Source organism: Planococcus salinarum, from assembly GCF_007004625.1.
Lineage (GTDB): Bacteria > Bacillota > Bacilli > Bacillales_A > Planococcaceae > Planococcus > Planococcus salinarum.
Window position 1 is genome coordinate 59,825 of record NZ_VIFV01000007.1, and the last position, 17,099, is coordinate 76,923.

Consider the following 17,099-nt stretch of genomic DNA (forward strand, 5'->3'; position numbering starts at 1 on the left):
GACTTGCGGCATGACTTTAGGGAAACCACAATCACCTGCTTGTCTGAACACAAAAAAAGGAGAAGCTGTATTAAAAGCTCCTCCTCACCATAAATGCAATTCAGTTTTACTTCCCTGCCTGATCGCGTTTTACAATCTTGTCGCTCACCTGCTGGCCGCTCAATGTGACCATCGGCATTCCGCCGCCCGGGTTGACGGTGCCACCGACGAAGTACAGATTGTCGAAGAGCTCACTTTGTTTTTTGTGCTTGAAGCCGCCGTTCCGTTTTTTGTCGGAAACGGTGCCGTAAATCGCGCCGCGGTCGGATCCATAGGTACGTTCAATATCATGCGGCGTCCAGACGTCGCGTGTCACGATATTGTCGCGCAGGCCGTGCAGGCCCATGCGTTCGAGCTTGTCCAGGACGCGTTCTTCAAACGCCAGATATTCTTCCGGTGTAAACGGCTCCTCCTGTATATAGGGAATATGCGGCAGGATTTTGATGTTTTCGTGTCCGGGTGGCGCCTGCGTTGGATCGGTTTTATTGACGTTGACCAGATAAATGGTCGGATCGTCCGGCAGTTCGTGTTTTTCGAATACTTTGTCCATCTGCTCGTGCAGGTTCTCCGAAAAAAAGAAGTTGTGGTGGTTCAGGAACGGATAGGTTTTTTTGACACCGAGATGCAGCACAAGGCCGGAGCTCGAGGGTTCGTATTTGTTCACCAGTTTCGTGACAAACTTGTCGTCAACGTCCACCATTTTTTTGTAAAACGGAATGACTTCCATGTTCGAAACATAATAATCAGCGGTTTTGACCGAACCATCTTCGAGCTCGACTCCCGCAATTCCTTTGTCTTTGCTCGTGTGCGCACGGACAACGCCCATTCCTGTATGGAGTTGAACGCCTTCCTCTACCGCAAGCTTCGTCAGGCCTTCCGCCAGTTTATGCGTGCCGCCTACTACATACCAGCAGCCCTGGGCATGTTGCATATAAATCATCATATTGAGGACCGCAGGCGCGCTGTAGGGAGAAGAACCGACGTATTTGACGTAATAGGACAACATGTCGCGCAAATGCGGGTTGCTGATGCGTTTCGCAATCGCGCTGTACATCGTCGACGTCAAATCGAATCCGATCAGCGTTGCAAGGATGCCGTTTTGCGCAACCGCCTCTCTCGGTGACTCGAAGCCTTCTTTTAAGTAGCTGTGTTCTGTCGTCTTGTAGATACGCTGTGCATATTTCAACAACGCATAATACTCCTTCATATCTCCGTGGGTCAGCGCGGGATTAGCCCGCTCCATCAAGTGGAGGTCGCGGTACAGATCCAGTACTGTGCCGTCCGGAAAGAACGAACGCCATTCCAGCTCCAGCCGCTTGATCGGCACATAATCTTCCATCCGCTTGCCGCTACCCTGGAACAATTTATCGAAAATATGAGGCATCGTTAAAATGGACGGCCCCAGGTCAAAGCCGAACCCGTCCTGTTCCAGACGGTTCACTTTCCCGCCGATATGGTCGTTCTTTTCATACAATGAAACCGAATACCCTTTTTGCGCAAGAGAAATCGCCGCAGACAAGCCGCCGAGACCCCCACCGATGACGATCACCGATTTAGTAACATTCCCCATATATGTACCGCCTTTCTTCCCTCATCTTTTTCAGCGCATCGAATCCTTTGATCTCACCCCATCAAAGACATTGCGATACCCTCTTGCTTATAGCTCCAATATACCTTCTTCATGAGCTTTCTTCAGCCCACTGCTGTTCTCCTTCTTATTCCCTGCATAGAAACCATAAAAACTTTTTATATAGTTTTTGTATAGTAATTATACACTTTATTCAATGGAATGGGTGAACACTTGCCTTACCCGTTGTATACGTATAAATTGGTAGCCCACTGTGATTCAGCCAGCAAAAAAAGGACCATCCCATTTTAGTGGCATCGTCCTTACGCATCTTATATGGATCCTCAAGCTTTTTTACAGGTCTGTTCCCGGTTTTCTGCACTGGCTTCTCAGCCGACCAGGTACCCTCTTCTCCGAAAATCAGCTACGGATTTTCTGGCGGATATCCATTGTTTCCTCTTTTTCAATGGCATCCCACTTTTTCTTCAATCGTTTATACAATTTGTATCCCGCAATGTATTCCTCGTAGCCACGCATCTCCCACTTGAATGTATCTTTCAATTCCGCAGATTGATATTCTTCCATAAGATATTCATCCTTTCGTTTATGAAGCTGGATTTTTTCATCGGATTCTTTATCGTTTCGTGCGAACCCTCTGTATGGCTGCACAAGCCGGTCAGCCTTTCTGGAATCATTGCTCCAGCTTTTGCCACGAGAGGAACTTCTCGCGGTGGGCTTTCATATAACAGGGGGTAATACCATACAATTCGTCCGGACAATGTTGGGACAGTTGCAGCAAGTGCCGGAAAACTTTTTCAGATATCTCGTATTTTTCCAGACAATTTGGCATGGCCTTTACTTTTTCGGTTGCCTCTTCCATATCCACGTCATCAATCTGGACCCAGAGTGTTTCAACTTGCGTCTCCTTCTCCCTGCCCTTGAAACGGGTAATTTCACGTGCCAGTCTGGCGAATAAAGTGATGGAGCTCAAACCATTTTCCTTTTGCACATCTTTGGATTTCAGGAAGAGATAAGTGATTGAATTCTGAGAAACCAACTTTTTATCTGCCATTTTTCAGTTCTCCTTTCCACTTCTGGTCAGATTTCTTTTTATAGAAGGAACCGATCAGACCAACGGACTGTTTATGGATCACCGGACCCATTATTGTTAAGGGAAATTTATCGTCCTCACCCTTATTCAATGATTCATACAGTCTAAAGTCTGCCGAATGGAATGTTGCTCTAATTCCATTTACTGATGGGTGAAATTCTCAACCACTGTTCTGCCTTCAATTTCTTCTGATATCTTTACGATTTGCCCTTTTTCATACATGGAGTGGACGGTCCGTTTGGAAAGCGTTTTTTTGTGTACATTGTCCATAAAGCCGATGGAGAACCATTTTCCGTCGGCAGTTTGGACAAAGTCGAGAAGCTTAAAATCTACTTCTTTTAATAACATTTCAGTTACCTCCAGTTTCATTGTCGTTGTCTTCTTCTGGCTGCTGGCTTTTCGGTTCCATGGTTCAAGCGTCTACCCAGGCGGTTTCAGAGCTGAGGTTTTTACTGAACACCGTATTTTTCTCACTTTCACCCTACCCTATTCAGGTGATTGGCGCTGTGACATTTATCACACTTACAGAAAAATATTTTTTCGATAAAACAGGACTATAAATCCACTGTTTTTTTAAAATAATATTTTTTTGTCTTTCTTTGTTACTAACAGACTACCCCAATACCCAATAAATGTAAAGAGCATTAGCAGAGTGTTTTTTCGTGGACTTCTATTCAGGTTTTTTTGTTCCCTGCGGCATATAATAAAATACAGCATTAATCCTGCATCTTTGTTAATCATTAAACATCCTTTATCCCTACGTTTCTCCATTCTTTTTGCACAACTTGGGAATATAGTGAATGAATAAACTCACAAATTGCTATGAAAGGAAGTGACGGAAATGAAAAAAGTTATTTTAGGTTCATTTGCCCTCAGTTTTCTATTAGCCGGCTGCATCGGCACTGATAATACCAGACAGCCCCAGGACTCCCCGATGAATAATGGACACATGGGCGGCCAGGACGGCAGAAATCAGGAAGGCCTGAATGAGAGGGGCATGGGCGGTATGCCGGGTGCGAGGATGGCTGGGTTTGTTCCCTCCCTCGAATCTTCTGAAGGAATCCGGGAACTGTCGATTCCTCCTGTATTGGAAAAACAGCAAGGGCAGGACTTCGATTACGAAGTTACCGCCCAACAGGGCACCACTGAATTTTTCGAAGGCATTTCGACTGACACATACGGATATAATGGTGATTTGCTTGGCCCCACACTTATGCTGGAGGAAGGCGAAAGGGTCGATGTCAAAATCACAAATGATTTGGATGAGCCTACCACTTTCCATTGGCACGGCCTTGAAGTTCCCGGTGAAATAGACGGCGGTCCCCATGGAATCATCCAGCCGGGCGACAGCCAAATCATCACTTTGGAAGCGGATCAGCCCGCCGCCACCCTTTGGTATCATCCCCATGTCCACGGCACGACAGCTGAACAGGTATTCAAAGGCCTGTCGGGAATGTTGCTCATCGGCGAGGCCTCCGGCTCTGATTCAGAGCTTCCGGATGAGTACGGCGTTGATGACATCCCGCTCATTTTCCAGGACCGCCTGTTTGATGAAGACAAGCAATTGAACTATCGCAGGCTGATGAACCTGGACGGCACTTTAGGTGACATTTCCATCGTCAACGGAACCATTAACCCGAAACTGACCATCACGGAACCCGTCATGCGTTTCCGGTTATTGAACGGAGCTAATGCGCGGAATTATACGTTCCGGTTAAGCAATGGCGCAAACTTCACACAAATCGCTTCTGACGGCGGCCTGCTGGATGAACCCGTTGAAACCGACACGCTGACTCTGGCCGCTTCGGAACGCGCTGAAATTCTCATCGACTTTTCGGCGATGACTAAAGAAGAATCCCTCGCCATCATCAACGAGGAAGGGACGATATTGCTCCCCTTTGATGTGGCTCTCGCTGATTCTCCTGCAGACTCTGCCGAATTGTGGACCTCTGAAGAGCCATTTTTGACCCAACAGGAAAAAACCATGCCTGTCTCAAAGGAAATCGAGTTGTTCGGGATGGCGGATATGGTGACGATCAATGGGAGAAAATTCGATATGGATCGCATTGACATGCGCCAGGAACAAGGTGTCACAGAAGTGTGGGAAATCTATAACCGGTCCGATATGATGGGCGGCATGAGCCACCCCTTCCATATTCACGGCACCCAGTTCAAGATCATTTCCCGCGATGGCAAGGAGCCGGAACCGAACGAACAAGGCTTGAAAGACAGCGTGCTGGTTGAACCCGGTGAACGGGTGAAGTTGCTCGTCACGTTCCCGGAAAAAGGCGTTTTCGTTTTCCACTGCCACATTTTGGAACATGAAGATAACGGCATGATGGGGCAAGTCGAAGTGTACTGACACTTCAACGACCAGACCAGAAAGTGAAATGGCCTCCTCCAATAAAACAAAAAAAAACACCCCCATCGTCGCACGCAGGAACAGCGACTGACTGGAGGTGTTTTTTTCTGTCTGGATTCAACATAGCGCACTTACAAAATGATCGTTTACTGTTTTCCTCATTACCGGAAGCACAAAAAGTTACTCCCATAATCCCTGAATTACCGGGTTGTTTCGGTGCGAAAGGCTAAATAGGAATTTTTCACATCAGGGTTGGCCTCCAAAAATTGAACCAGACTGCTTATGCAAAATGCTGTTTCCTTCCCGATATGATGTTCAATTCCTTCAATCTCCTGCTGCATATTCCGGCCCGGGATTTCCAGGGTGCAATACAACCGCTCCAGCGTCTGGTGTTTATCCGCAATGTCTTTGGCTATGCCGCTCCCTTTGGGTGTAAGTTTGAAACCGCGATACCTTTCGTAGGAAACGAGTTTTTCTTCATCCAGCCTTCTCATCATTTTGGAAACGGAAGAAGGAAGGACCCCCAGTAAAGAGGCCACATCGGCAGCCTTTGCGTACCCCTTTTTCTCATTTAATGTGTATATCTTTACCAAATAATCTTCCATATTAATAGTTGGCATCGAATCCGCCCCTTTTGGCGTATCATTTTGCTTCAATGGTTGTCTATCGCATCATGATGCGCGCATTCCATAAAACCTTTTCATACGGATTCCACTTTCATGGCCTCAGTCCGTTAACCCCTCAAAAATCATATCGATGTTCCATTCCATCATTTTCAGGTACGTATCCCCGTCTTCTCCCGGCTTGCCAATGGAATCCGTAAACACCTTCCCTTTGATGTCTCTGCCCGTTTCCCTTGAAACCATCTCCATACTGCGGGGATCGATGCTGGTTTCCAAAAATAGCCCTTGAATCTCCCGATCTTCAATAAGATCCAGAATACGGGTGATCTGTTGCGGAGTTCCCTGGTTTTCCTGATTAATTTCCCAAATATATTCCGCGGTGAAGTCATAAGCTTCGCTGAAGTATTTGAATGCACCTTCACTCGTTACAAAAATGCGCTGCTCTTCCGGAATCTGACTGTAGCGTTCAACGGCTTTCTCATGAAGCGCCTCCAATTCCCCTATATAGTCCTGCGCATTTTTTTCGTACTCTTCTGCATGCTCCGGATCAATCCCGATGAGGGCGTCTTTTGCATTTTCCGCATATTTAATACCGTTTTGGATATCGAGCCAAGCATGGGGATCTTCTTCCCCTTCTTTGCCTTCTGTGGTTAAAAACATCGGTTCGATGCCCTGGCTCAAACGGAAGACAGGAGCGTCATCCCCGGCTTTTCCGGCGGTCCCCATCAAATTTTCAAACCAGGAATTGCCTTCTTCGAGATTGAGGCCATTGTAGAATACGGCATCTGCATCCGTAGTTTTTTGCACATCCAACGGCAGCGGTTCATATTCATGCGGATTGGAGCCGATCGGAGCCAAACTGTGAATTTCCACTCTGTCTCCTCCAATATTTTGGACAATGTCATAAATGATGGAATACGTCGCCACCACCTGCAGTTTGTTTTCCGCTGCATCCGTTTCTCCCTCTTTTGAGTTTGCACATCCTGCCAGGACAAACAGTAAAACCAAACTTGTGAATAATATAATTCTCTTCTTTACCATAGATATTCTCCTCTTTTTAAATATTTTTACCCATCAATTCGTTACGGTTCTTTCGGGCATTTATTTTCTTCCACAAAATTCCCTGTTTCGGTGACAAAAGAAAAGCTGCAAAAAATATTGCCGTCGCCGCAAGGACGATCGTAGCGCCGGATGCCAAATTATAAGTGAAACTGAAATATAATCCGATCACCGCAGCACTGGCACCGATGGCAGCTGACAGAAATATCATTACCGACAGACGGTCTGTCAGCAAATACGCTGTGGCTGCCGGAGTGATCAGCATGGCGACTACGAGCACAATGCCGACTGTCTGCAGGGAAGCCACGGTCACCATCGTAAGAAGCGTCATTAAGAAATAATGAATGAGCCGGACCGGAAGCCCGTAGACTTCGGCCATGGTTGGATCAAAAGAGGTAACGAGCAGTTCCTTGTAAAAAACGTATACAGAAACCAATACGATTAACCCTATGGCCAACGTAATCCATACATCCGAAGGACGGACAGCCAATACATTCCCGAACAAGATGTGGTACAGATCCGTGCTGCTCTCGAGCACCGTGATGAGAATCACGCCCAAAGCAAAAGCTGCGGTAAACATTATGCCGATCGATGTATCCTGTTTGATGCGGCTGTGCTGGCTTACAAAGCCGATACCGATTGCTGTCAGCACTCCTGTGAATACAGCGCCGAAGAAAAAATTGATTCCCACAGCATAAGAAATCGCCACACCCGGTAAAACGGCATGGGAGATTGCATCCCCCATGAGAGCCATTCCTCTCAAAATGATAAAACAGCCGATCACACCGCAAACAATACCCACCATGATGGAAGTCAACAATGCTTTTTGGAGAAAGTCATATTCGATCAGTCCTTCTATAAAAGCCATGTCAGTTCACCCCCGCTTCATGCAAAAAGGATAATTCCTTTTCATAAGCTTTGAGCATAATCTCCGGACGCATTACTTCCTTGGGCTTGCCGGTATGAATGACCTGGTTGTTCAGCAAAAGCAGCTCATCGAAGTATTCGGTCGCTTTGCTTAGATCGTGGTGGACAACCACCACCGTTTTTCCTTCATCACGCAGATCTTTCAACAGTTTGACAATCGTTTCTTCGCTGACCATGTCGATACCGACAAAAGGTTCATCCAAAATGAAAAGATCGGCATTTTGGGCAAGCGCCCTGGCAAGGAATACACGCTGCTGCTGTCCACCTGACAGTTCACCTATTTGCCGATTATGAAAGTGCTCCATCCCCACCTTTTCCAGACAATCGTAGGCAAATTCCCTGTCCTTTTTCTTTGGACGTTTGAAAACTCCGAGCTTGGGATACGTCCCCATTAAGACCGTGTCCAGAACATGGATGGGAAAATCCCAGTCAAACTCGCTCCGTTGTGGGACATATGCGATTTTTTCGCGATTTTCTTCCAACGATTTCCCGAAAATTTCTATCTTCCCCTGATCAATCGCAACCAGTTTCAATAACGCTTTCAACAGGGTCGATTTTCCAGCGCCATTTGGCCCGATGATTCCCAGGACATTCCCGGCTTCAACAGAGAAATTGACCCCCTGAAGCGCCGATTTCCCATTGTAGGATACATGGACATTTTTTAATTCCAGTACAGCAACCATTTACTTCCCTCCTGACATCATTTTTCCTATTCAAAATTGTTTTTCCTAAAGGAAACTTTTTTCTTAGTCTATCCTTTTCTCCGCGAAATGTAAATGGAAAAGCAAAAAGAAGACCTTCAGCCGATTGTTCGGCCTGAGGTCTTCCTTTTTATGTCAGCATTTAGTTGGGGCACAGATGACCGAAATTGATCCGGTGCCAGTTTTCTATCAATCTTTCAATTCCGTTTAACTTTCCATGACTTCCAAAAATTCTTTCACAGTCCCATAAGTTTGGATGTCGCTCATATTGATGCCCAAACTGACAGCGGTTTGAGCGATTACCGGACGGATCCCTGTCACCACCGGCTGGATCCCAAGAAGCTGCAGGATGTCCCGTATTTGAAAAATCTGCTGCGCGACATTCGTATCGAAGTGGTGGATTCCGGAAAAGTCGATTACGAGTCGTTCAATGTCCATATCGACTATTTTGGGAATGACTTCCTTCGACAGATAAACAGCTCTTGAATCGGTAAACTCACCGATGAGCGGCATAATGCCTATTCCACTTTTAATGGGAACAATGGGGGCGGCCAATTCCATGATCTCCTGTTCATTTGCAGCAAGTATTTTTTGGTTCTCCAGATTAAAATTCTTTGTTGTCTTCCGGATGGCGTCATCAAAAATATATATGACATGGTGATAAAGCCGGGAAACTTCACTGGCATCGCTGCTTTCGAGCAAGCCCCTGTTCTGAATTTCCTGCAGCAGCGACAGCCGGAATGTGCTGATGATTTCTACCGTTTTTTTCAGCAGGGTGCCGTCATAGTAAAAGAACCGATCAATATCATAATCCAGTTCCATCTCCTGTGTCTCCTGGCGGGTACTCAGCAATCCTATCGAAACCTTATCCAAAAGGAGCCCGATAAGCTCGTAATGTTTTGCCAGCTGTTCTTCGGTCAGCTCAAGTTGCAATTGATTCGTTGCCTGCCGCAACAGATTTTCGGTCAGGGATTTATTTTCCTCTTTGATGAATTCAGCTATTTTGTAAAGTATAGTGTCCATTCCTCTCTCCTTACACTCAGCCTATCAGCCGTTGTATAAAAGTTATATAAAGTGATTATTTTTTTATTATTCCCCGCGAGGGACCGTGCGAAACCATCGGCGGAAACAGTTCCCGGAACACAGGGAACGAACCTTCTTCCACTTCCGGAATTCCGTCACAAAAAAAAGCACTCCGCCAAGTGAAGCGAAAGTGCACATCCATATCCAAAGGAAAACCTCAAACCCTATCTCTTTTGCGTGATTTCAGTGCTTCCCCCATCAGGAAACGCTTGTTTCGTTAATCCCGTCATCTTCCATCAGATAGCTGTGGCGCGCACGCAATTGCGCTTGCAGCTGTTCCGAGAGCCGGGGTGCGTCATAGGCACAAACTGCAATCAGTTTATTTGCCGAAATGAATTGATTTGCCGTTTTATCATATGTGAGAATCTCTTTTTCAAGGTCCTCCCGGCTTCCCCATTCAATATGGCCCCATGTACGGAAAAACTGGCCTTCGCCTGCAGCCGTATTGAGGGCATCTTTAAAGTATTGAACAATTGAGACCGGAAGAAAATTCCCTTCTCTCCAATAGAATTCGAAGTTATTGGCAAAGCGCACCGACTTCAATTCCTCTGCTGTCACCAGAGATTCCAGGCGACGATAAATCAACGGGGTAAGCCGCGGGTTTTCAATTATCAATATATAATCGCCATTTCGGATCCCATCCAGGATAAAGACCAACACATTGTTGATATAAGACTCTTTTTCTTCACTCAGATAAAAGATGTGTGCTCCATCTGTTTGACGCATCGCAGATGTAAGAGCTGGAATTCTTTTTTCCACCCATTTCCTCCTGTCTATGCATTTGTTTCATTTCCTCAAGTGCAACTCAGTTTTTCATTCAAATAAAAGACGATAAGGAAATCAATCATTATAATATATATCATTATTCAGGAGTAGTCTACCCTTATCTCTCATTCTCGGATTCCCCCGTGGCAGGCTGCGGGCAGCAGACGGGGGCCTTATGTAGGCAAAGAAGAGATTGAAGATGAAGATGAGTTGAAAAGGGACATAACGGAATTCACAAAAGACGAAGCGAAGGTGCATGAACTGCCGGGTATGGGTTGAGGCAACCAAAAAACGCAGAGAGTGCCGCCGCCTCCTCTGCGTTTTTTAGTTGCCGGGAACCCTTGCTTCTGCTCCAACGTCCTGCCAGCTCTTGAAAACCACTTTTCTTCTGATCAATTTCTTGTGTTTTTTCGCTTTTCGCCAGCGAAAAGCATCCATTTTTCTTTTGAACTTAGCTTTTGATGCGTTATTGACCAAAGTCAATCCTGATGTCCGCTTTCCAACCTGCTATTCGGGGTTATCGGGCCTGCGGATTGGCGGATATCGGCGTTCGTGAGATTATTTCCGCGTTCAGCGAAATATTTCCGCGTTCAGGAGATTATTCCCGCGTTCAGCAAAATATTTCCGCGTTCAAAAGATTATTCCCGCGTTCAGCGATTTCTTCACCCATTCGCTCTTCGATTTGAGGCGGTGAACTATCAAAAAAAACAGTAAATGTAATAAATGAATCTATTTACAAAGTATTACGTATCATATATATGGCAGTAAAAAAATGGAGGGATCATTTGAGAAAGTTTCTGTTTATATCGTTTATCGCAACGGCATTCATACTCACAGGTTGCTCTGAAGCGGAAACCCCGCAAATCGGGCCGTACCCTGCAACCGAGATCTTTTCTGACGAACCAGCGGCAATCGGCTACATTGTGGATGTTTTGGAAGAAGAACAGGTGATTTTTGTGAAAAGCGGCGTCACCAAACAAGAAGCAATGGAATTGGATCGCCAAGACATTGGTTTTAACATGCACACGTTTTATTCGAATTCCACCACATTCGACGGAAAACTGAAGAAAGGCTATAAAGTGGCTGTTTGGAAATTCGAAGAAGAGGAAGGCAATGTTCATGCCATATCAGAAAAAATTATCGTCCTGGAAAAATAGAACTGTCCGGATTGAATGGGAATATATCCAATAAGTATTCAGAAGGAATTTGAAATGAAGAAAATTCTGCTTTCCGTAACTGGTGGATTGCTGCTTGGGCTGATGCTCTCTTTTGTTTTTTGGGACTACCAGGGATCCACGTATGGGGTGAAAAACCAGGCCGGAGTGAATCGAACCATCAGTGAGATGGATTTCGATTTCATTTTCAGATCCTCCCTCCTCGTCATTGGGACAGCAGTTATTATCTACTTGATCTGGAGCTATATCAATAAGAAGAATCATGAAAAGTTTGTGAAAAAGTTCAATGCTGATAAAAAACGATGAGACAGGCCATAATTCTTTGAAACTGGAAACCGCACACAAAAGTCCGGATTTACACGTAGAAAAGGAACCCAACTAAAAAACCCCGAATGTGCCACTTTATAAAAAAGTGTGCATCATTCAAGGTTGTTCAATCCGAACGGCCTTCTTATTTTTGAAAGGCTTTTTTCATTTGTGTTTCACTGCCGAATTAACACATGGAACTTAAGTTAACACTTCTTTAGTCAAAAGCCACATTGTGCTGCGCCAGATCCTGATTTGTCCAGGTAATCGTCGTGCCCGGTGCAACCACGATTGTTTCTTCACTGAATTCATAATCGGCAATATCCAGTTCCACTTCTCCTGATTGTTCAGCTCCTTCTTCAACGATAACCGTCATTTTCATCACTGGGTGTGGTTCACAAAAAATGGAGAACTCCCCTGTTTCATTGAATACAAAGCTTGTGGTATCGCCTTTCGATAACAGTTCCGAAGCCTCTCCGCTCATTGCTTCTGGAGCTTGCTCTTCCTCCGGAACTTCAACGGACTCTTCCGCTTCTTCTGCTTCTTCGCTTTCTTCACCTGATGCTTTTTCGGTTTCTTCTGTTCCTTCTGCTTCTTCGCTTTCTTCTGCCGCTTCTTCACCTGATGCTTCTTCGGTTTTCTCTTCTTGTTCTACAACTTCCGTTTCTTCGGCAGCGGCATTCTGATCTTCACTTGTTTGCTGGCCGTCGTCTCCGCATGCTGCTAAAATCAATGCACCACCTGCAAGTATCAGCCCTAACTTTTTATTCATAATAACTCCTCCTCCTTATCGCTCTTATTACTTAAAACGCAAGAAGGAGGGATTTAGATCAGTTATGGCGAACAATGGAGGAAGTTGCCACAAAGAAATATGGATATAAAAGCGACGAAGCGTGGAAGTTCGCTTCTTGGCACCCATTGTATTTCAGCTGTAATCGACCAATCGTAAATTCCTGATTTTGTTTAACTCTTATTTAAGGTGGAAAACACCCCTTGATACCTTTTTGACAAAGGAGTAATTTTATGCAAAAGAAGCAAGTTGGCGTTGTATTCTTCGTTTCATTCACCATAGTCATTGCCCTGGTGCTTGCAGGCGTTTTTATGCCAGAAACACTCCAGCAATGGAGCAACGCCACGCTGTCGTGGGTCAAAAAAAGCTTCAGTTGGTTTTACATGCTGGTAATGACATTTTTCGTCTTCATGGCGCTCTTCCTTGGATTCGGACCTTATCGGAAAATGCGCCTCGGCAAACCGGATGAGAAACCCGAGTATTCGTTTTATACATGGATCGGTTTGATTTTTGCAGCGGGCATGGGCGTTGGACTGGTGTTTTATGGAACGGCCGAACCGATTCTCCATTACATCAATCCGCCACCTGGAACAGAAGCCGAAACAAGGGAAGCGCTAAGAACTTCCCTGCAATATAGCGCTTTCCACTGGGCGCTTCAGCCTTGGGCGGTATATTCCGTTGTGGGACTGGCCATCGCTTTCAGCAAATTTCGGGAAGGGCGCCCGATTCTTCTCAGCCAGTCTTTCCATCCACTCATCGGCGACCGTGTTGACGGATTCGCCGGAAAATTAATCAACATTGTTGCGGTTATCACAACAGCCATCGGTATTGCCACCACTTTCGGTTTGAGCGCATTGCAGGTCAGCGGCGGTATGTCTGAAGTGTTCCCTGTGCCGAATACAACGGCCACCCAATTGATCATCCTTGCAGTCATCTCAGTACTGTTTATGATTTCTGCATTATCCGGTGTCAACAAAGGCATCCGGTATTTAAGCATGATCAACCTGGCCATCGCCGGCCTGTTATTGCTCGCCGTCATTATCCTGGGGCCGACTGCACTCCTTTTTGAAAATTTCATAACGGCAGTTGGCGGTTATTTGGGCAATTACCTCGAACTTAGTCTGACGCTGGCGCCATATTCCGATGAAGGCTGGTTCGGCGAATGGACCATCTTTTTCTGGGCATGGGCCATTTCATGGGCACCTTATGTCGGGACCTTCATCGCCCGGGTGTCCCGCGGCCGGACCATCCAGGAGTTTATCATTGGGGTACTCGCCGTCCCTTCCTTTCTTGGCATTTTGTGGTTTACAGTTTTCGGTGGCACAGCGATTGACATGCAGATCAACGGTGTTGCCGATATTGCCGGACCTACCACGGAAAACCAGGAGCTGGCGCTGTTCTTAATGCTCCAGAACCTGCCCGGCGGATTCATATTGAGCATTATGGCTTTACTGCTGATTGCAATTTTCTTCATTACCTCAGCAGACTCGGCCAGCTATGTGCTCAGTACATTGACGTCGAGCGGCGCCATCCGCCCATCAAAAGCTGTCCGGTTGGCCTGGGGCATTCTGATTGCCGCCACTGCCGCCTCGCTTCTCCTGAGCGGCGGACTTCAGGCGCTGCAGTCCGTCGCAATCATTGCCGCGCTGCCGTTTTCCATCATCATTGTGATTCTGGCCTTTTCACTCATCAAAGGCCTGAAAAGGGATAAAAAACGAGAAGGGTGAAATCTGGAGTTGGTGCAGATGAACACACAAACCACAACAAAAAAACCTCCGTAAAAGTGCCTGGGCACTTCGCGGACGTTTTTTTATTTTCCAATACTTTTACAAACGAAGAAGCTCCATTCCCCCCCGGTTCTAAATCATTCAGGAGTAACGGAGCAACAGACTTTCTGAAGGATAGAATTCCGATAATCGCAACATCCCTCATCCTTTTCGCGCTTCCCCCCCTTTCATCGGCGCCTCTTTTCCTGCCGCAGCTTTCCAGAATCCCTGGACAGTATCGATCAACGCGAACAATGCGACCATAAACAGGATGCCGCCGACAATCCAGTTCAGCGACCCCAAAGATCCGAACAGGTCTTCCAGCCGGGTGAGAAATCCTTCGACGAAAATATTCGGGTTCGTGAAAATCAGGAAAAAAGCCAGCACAGACAGCGCATTGACAACCAGATTGAAGGTGGCAAGCCGCATATCCCACCGTCTCCGGATCCATTTCCACAAATCCATCAGCACCTGCAGGATGACGACGAGCACCACGAGCGGCCAATAGGACAGCAGAATGCTTTGGTTGAAAGCCGGCGTCACCATTGCCAGCCCATTCGCTCCCCCCTCGTAGATTCCCACCAGATTATCGGCGTTAAAGTAGACCGACACCCAAATGGCGGTCCAAATCAGGTCAAATGCCGGCTCGCTTCGCGGAATCGTTCTTTTCTTCGGCATAAAGCTTTCGCTGTCTTTCAAATCATCCGGCGTCCAATCCCTTTCAGGCAACACCAGGGGCTCTTTTCCCGCCGCGCGATTTGAACGGTCGACCCACTCGATTATCACGAATACGAGGGTCACCCAGAAAAAGACACCGACTACCACGTCGATAGCAGCTGCAATTGCGTCCGCAAAGAGACCGGCCATGACGCTGATTACAGAGGCATTGCCCGCACCCGAGAAAATGGTTGTAATGATCAGCACCACCAGCACAACGGTCAGAACAATCGGAATGATGATTTTCAGCAAGGTCAGGTACAGATCAAAAAAACGGGGGCCGATCAAATACCTCGGCATCGAAACGGTGCTGGATATTTGGCTGGCATTGATTCCGCTGGTTATGGCACTTGGAACGATTGCACTTGTTATTGCGGAATACACACCGATTTTCAAAATCATTTCCTATCCGTTAATCCCGGTACTGACGCTGCTCGGCTTGCCCGAAGCTGCTGAAGCTGCGCCAACATTCCTGGTCGGTTTCGCTGACATGTTCCTGCCTGCTGTGCTCGGCAGCGGCATCGAAAGCGAACTCACCCGTTTCGTTCTGGCCGGTGTATCATTGGCACAAATCATCTATATGTCGGAGATCGGCCTCTTGATCCTCCGTTCGAATATCCCGGTGAAAATCTGGGAACTGGCTTTGATCTTTGTTCTGCGGACAATTATCACGTTGCCGATCCTTGTGATATTCGGTCATTTATTTGTTTAATAAAATCAAAAAACCACTTCCAGGAACTTTTTCCTGGAAGTGGTTTTTTATCTTTTTAGCCTGTGGCCAGCTTTTTTCAATAAACAATAAAGTTCTAGACTGGATAAACCGTCTCCACTTCGAACTTTCCGGAGCCCGGCAAAGCTTCAATCAAATCCGCTCCGAACAACGTGGCCGGTGTAAAGCTGCCGGATGGATAGTCGCCTTCCAACAAGCGGCTGACAACTTCCAGTGCTCCATAGACCGTCAAATCGTAGACATTCGCTGACTGGATCCGGACGGTGGTTGTGACACCCTCCGCATTGCGGGCTTCTCCCCAAATATACGCGGGTGCCCCGGCACGCAATTTCTCGTCCGGTCCCTTTACCCGCAGGCTGACCCATTTCTTCAAGCGTTTCTGAATAACCGGCTTAGCAAGCAAAGAGCCGGCCGGGCTGAACAGCCGGGCACCGATGATGCGCGACCGTTTCATGGGAATCCAGGTGGAGATATTCGGGATGCCCGTCGTATGGAAAGCAGTCGACACATCGCCCCACGGAATCCCGATCGCCGTGCGGGTTCCGCGGCCGAAATCGATCTTGCGGCGCTGGCTTCCGATCGGCACCGGCACCAGTTGGCCGTCACGGCGCTCCGCACTGCCGGAACCCATGCCTTCAATCATTGTTTTGTACGTGCCGGGCGAAATGCCGGAGTCGGAATCAAAGCCGAGCGCCAGGTTCGTTGCATCCGGCATCAGTTCTTTCAGCTTGCGCGCCGTGCAGTCTGTCGGTATGACATCAAAGCCAACACCCGAACAAATGGTGATGCCGGCTTCTTTTGCCGCTGCATTCTGCGCGAAACTGTGCTCGAACACGGGAATCTCCCCGGTGATATCCAAATAATCGGCACCCGCTTCCAGGCATGCCTTGATCATCGGTGCGCTCGTTTTCTGGAACGGGCCGGCGCAATGCAGGACAAGGCCAATGTCGGAAAGGTTTTCAGCCGCAGACGGCCCCACCGGAAATACCCTCGCTTCCAATTCCAATTCCTTGGCCAGATAATTGATCATCTCGAGGTTTCGTCCGCCAAGCACAGGGTTCATGCCGCGTTTCTTCGCTTCCCTGGCGATCAATTCACCTGTATAGCCGTAAGCTCCATAAATCAGCCATTTCTTCTGCACGCGCTCCACTTCCTTTTCTTGTATAGTTAAGGTTTCTAAAAGCATACCTCTTGTCAGGAAAGCGTTCAAATCTTACGAGCAGGTGCTGTATCGTTTTATCAGCGATTTCTTGGGGTTTATCAGCGATTTCCGGACGTTTATCAGCGATTATTTTGAGTTTATCAGCGATTTTTTCACCTTTATCAGCGATTCTTTTAAATTCGACAATGTTTATTCCTTGGAGACTTGTTTTCCATC

General features: G+C 46.9%; 17 protein-coding genes and 1 pseudogene. 5 read left to right on the forward strand and 13 right to left on the reverse strand.

Going from position 1 to position 17,099, the window contains the following annotated elements; genetic code table 11:
- Positions 1-106: 106 nt before the first annotated feature.
- The 4 genes from DIJ65_RS05980 to DIJ65_RS05990 all read right to left on the reverse strand — a co-directional run bounded on the left by DIJ65_RS05980 (position 107) and on the right by DIJ65_RS05990 (position 3,065).
- On the reverse strand, positions 107-1,609 hold the full coding sequence (locus DIJ65_RS05980; RefSeq protein ID WP_071151833.1) for a phytoene desaturase family protein: 1,503 nt from the start codon (positions 1,607-1,609) through the stop codon (positions 107-109).
- Positions 1,610-2,026: 417 nt separating this feature from the next.
- Entirely contained in the window at positions 2,027-2,191 is a 165-nt protein-coding gene (locus DIJ65_RS16265; RefSeq protein WP_154706051.1) for a hypothetical protein, read from the reverse strand.
- 106 nt (positions 2,192-2,297) lie between these two features.
- Positions 2,298-2,678: a hypothetical protein gene (locus tag DIJ65_RS05985; RefSeq protein ID WP_117300003.1), complete on the reverse strand. Its 381-nt coding sequence runs from the start codon at positions 2,676-2,678 to the stop codon at positions 2,298-2,300.
- Between the two features lie 180 nt (positions 2,679-2,858).
- Positions 2,859-3,065 carry a hypothetical protein gene (locus DIJ65_RS05990; protein WP_071151836.1) on the reverse strand — a complete coding sequence of 69 codons (207 nt, stop codon included), beginning with the start codon at positions 3,063-3,065 and terminating at the stop codon, positions 2,859-2,861.
- A gap of 493 nt (positions 3,066-3,558) precedes the next feature.
- Between DIJ65_RS05990 and DIJ65_RS05995 the strand changes: the two genes are divergently transcribed.
- Complete coding sequence (locus DIJ65_RS05995; protein ID WP_117300001.1) at positions 3,559-5,079, forward strand: multicopper oxidase family protein; 1,521 nt, start codon at positions 3,559-3,561, stop codon at positions 5,077-5,079.
- A gap of 200 nt (positions 5,080-5,279) precedes the next feature.
- Here the strand turns inward: DIJ65_RS05995 and mntR are convergent, their stop codons facing one another.
- From mntR to DIJ65_RS06025, 6 genes are all read right to left on the reverse strand, one after another.
- The gene (gene mntR / locus DIJ65_RS06000) at positions 5,280-5,699 is read right to left on the reverse strand and encodes a transcriptional regulator MntR (RefSeq protein WP_117299998.1); all 420 of its coding nucleotides are present in this window, start codon (positions 5,697-5,699) and stop codon (positions 5,280-5,282) included.
- A 105-nt stretch (positions 5,700-5,804) separates the two neighbouring features.
- Entirely contained in the window at positions 5,805-6,743 is a 939-nt protein-coding gene (locus tag DIJ65_RS06005) for a metal ABC transporter substrate-binding protein (RefSeq protein ID WP_117299996.1), read from the reverse strand.
- Between the two features lie 16 nt (positions 6,744-6,759).
- On the reverse strand, positions 6,760-7,629 hold the full coding sequence (locus tag DIJ65_RS06010; RefSeq protein WP_117299994.1) for a metal ABC transporter permease: 870 nt from the start codon (positions 7,627-7,629) through the stop codon (positions 6,760-6,762).
- 1 nt (position 7,630) lies between these two features.
- On the reverse strand, positions 7,631-8,371 hold the full coding sequence (locus tag DIJ65_RS06015) for a metal ABC transporter ATP-binding protein (RefSeq protein ID WP_117299992.1): 741 nt from the start codon (positions 8,369-8,371) through the stop codon (positions 7,631-7,633).
- A 225-nt stretch (positions 8,372-8,596) separates the two neighbouring features.
- Positions 8,597-9,412, reverse strand: a complete 816-nt coding sequence (locus tag DIJ65_RS06020) for an STAS domain-containing protein (protein WP_117299990.1) — start codon at positions 9,410-9,412, stop codon at positions 8,597-8,599.
- 258 nt (positions 9,413-9,670) lie between these two features.
- The gene (locus DIJ65_RS06025; RefSeq protein ID WP_117299988.1) at positions 9,671-10,231 is read right to left on the reverse strand and encodes an MEDS domain-containing protein; all 561 of its coding nucleotides are present in this window, start codon (positions 10,229-10,231) and stop codon (positions 9,671-9,673) included.
- A 791-nt stretch (positions 10,232-11,022) separates the two neighbouring features.
- On the opposite strand from DIJ65_RS06025, the gene DIJ65_RS06030 reads away from it, so the two are divergent.
- Positions 11,023-11,394 carry a hypothetical protein gene (locus tag DIJ65_RS06030; protein ID WP_117299986.1) on the forward strand — a complete coding sequence of 124 codons (372 nt, stop codon included), beginning with the start codon at positions 11,023-11,025 and terminating at the stop codon, positions 11,392-11,394.
- A gap of 54 nt (positions 11,395-11,448) precedes the next feature.
- On the forward strand, positions 11,449-11,718 hold the full coding sequence (locus DIJ65_RS06035) for a hypothetical protein (protein ID WP_117299984.1): 270 nt from the start codon (positions 11,449-11,451) through the stop codon (positions 11,716-11,718).
- A gap of 217 nt (positions 11,719-11,935) precedes the next feature.
- Here DIJ65_RS06035 and DIJ65_RS06040 read toward each other — a convergent pair whose 3' ends face one another.
- Positions 11,936-12,490, reverse strand: a complete 555-nt coding sequence (locus DIJ65_RS06040) for a plastocyanin/azurin family copper-binding protein (protein WP_117299982.1) — start codon at positions 12,488-12,490, stop codon at positions 11,936-11,938.
- 251 nt (positions 12,491-12,741) lie between these two features.
- On the opposite strand from DIJ65_RS06040, the gene DIJ65_RS06045 reads away from it, so the two are divergent.
- Positions 12,742-14,235, forward strand: coding sequence for a BCCT family transporter (locus tag DIJ65_RS06045; RefSeq protein WP_117299980.1), 1,494 nt, complete (start codon positions 12,742-12,744; stop codon positions 14,233-14,235).
- Positions 14,236-14,436: 201 nt separating this feature from the next.
- Here the strand turns inward: DIJ65_RS06045 and DIJ65_RS06050 are convergent, their stop codons facing one another.
- Entirely contained in the window at positions 14,437-15,243 is an 807-nt protein-coding gene (locus DIJ65_RS06050) for a hypothetical protein (RefSeq protein WP_142836469.1), read from the reverse strand.
- Positions 15,244-15,283: 40 nt separating this feature from the next.
- Between DIJ65_RS06050 and DIJ65_RS06055 the strand changes: the two are divergent.
- Positions 15,284-15,703 (forward strand): annotated as a pseudogene (locus DIJ65_RS06055) (YjiH family protein); the annotation flags it as partial.
- A gap of 94 nt (positions 15,704-15,797) precedes the next feature.
- Here the strand turns inward: DIJ65_RS06055 and DIJ65_RS06060 are convergent.
- Positions 15,798-16,862, reverse strand: coding sequence for a saccharopine dehydrogenase family protein (locus DIJ65_RS06060; RefSeq protein WP_230321286.1), 1,065 nt, complete (start codon positions 16,860-16,862; stop codon positions 15,798-15,800).
- Positions 16,863-17,099 lie beyond the last annotated feature (237 nt).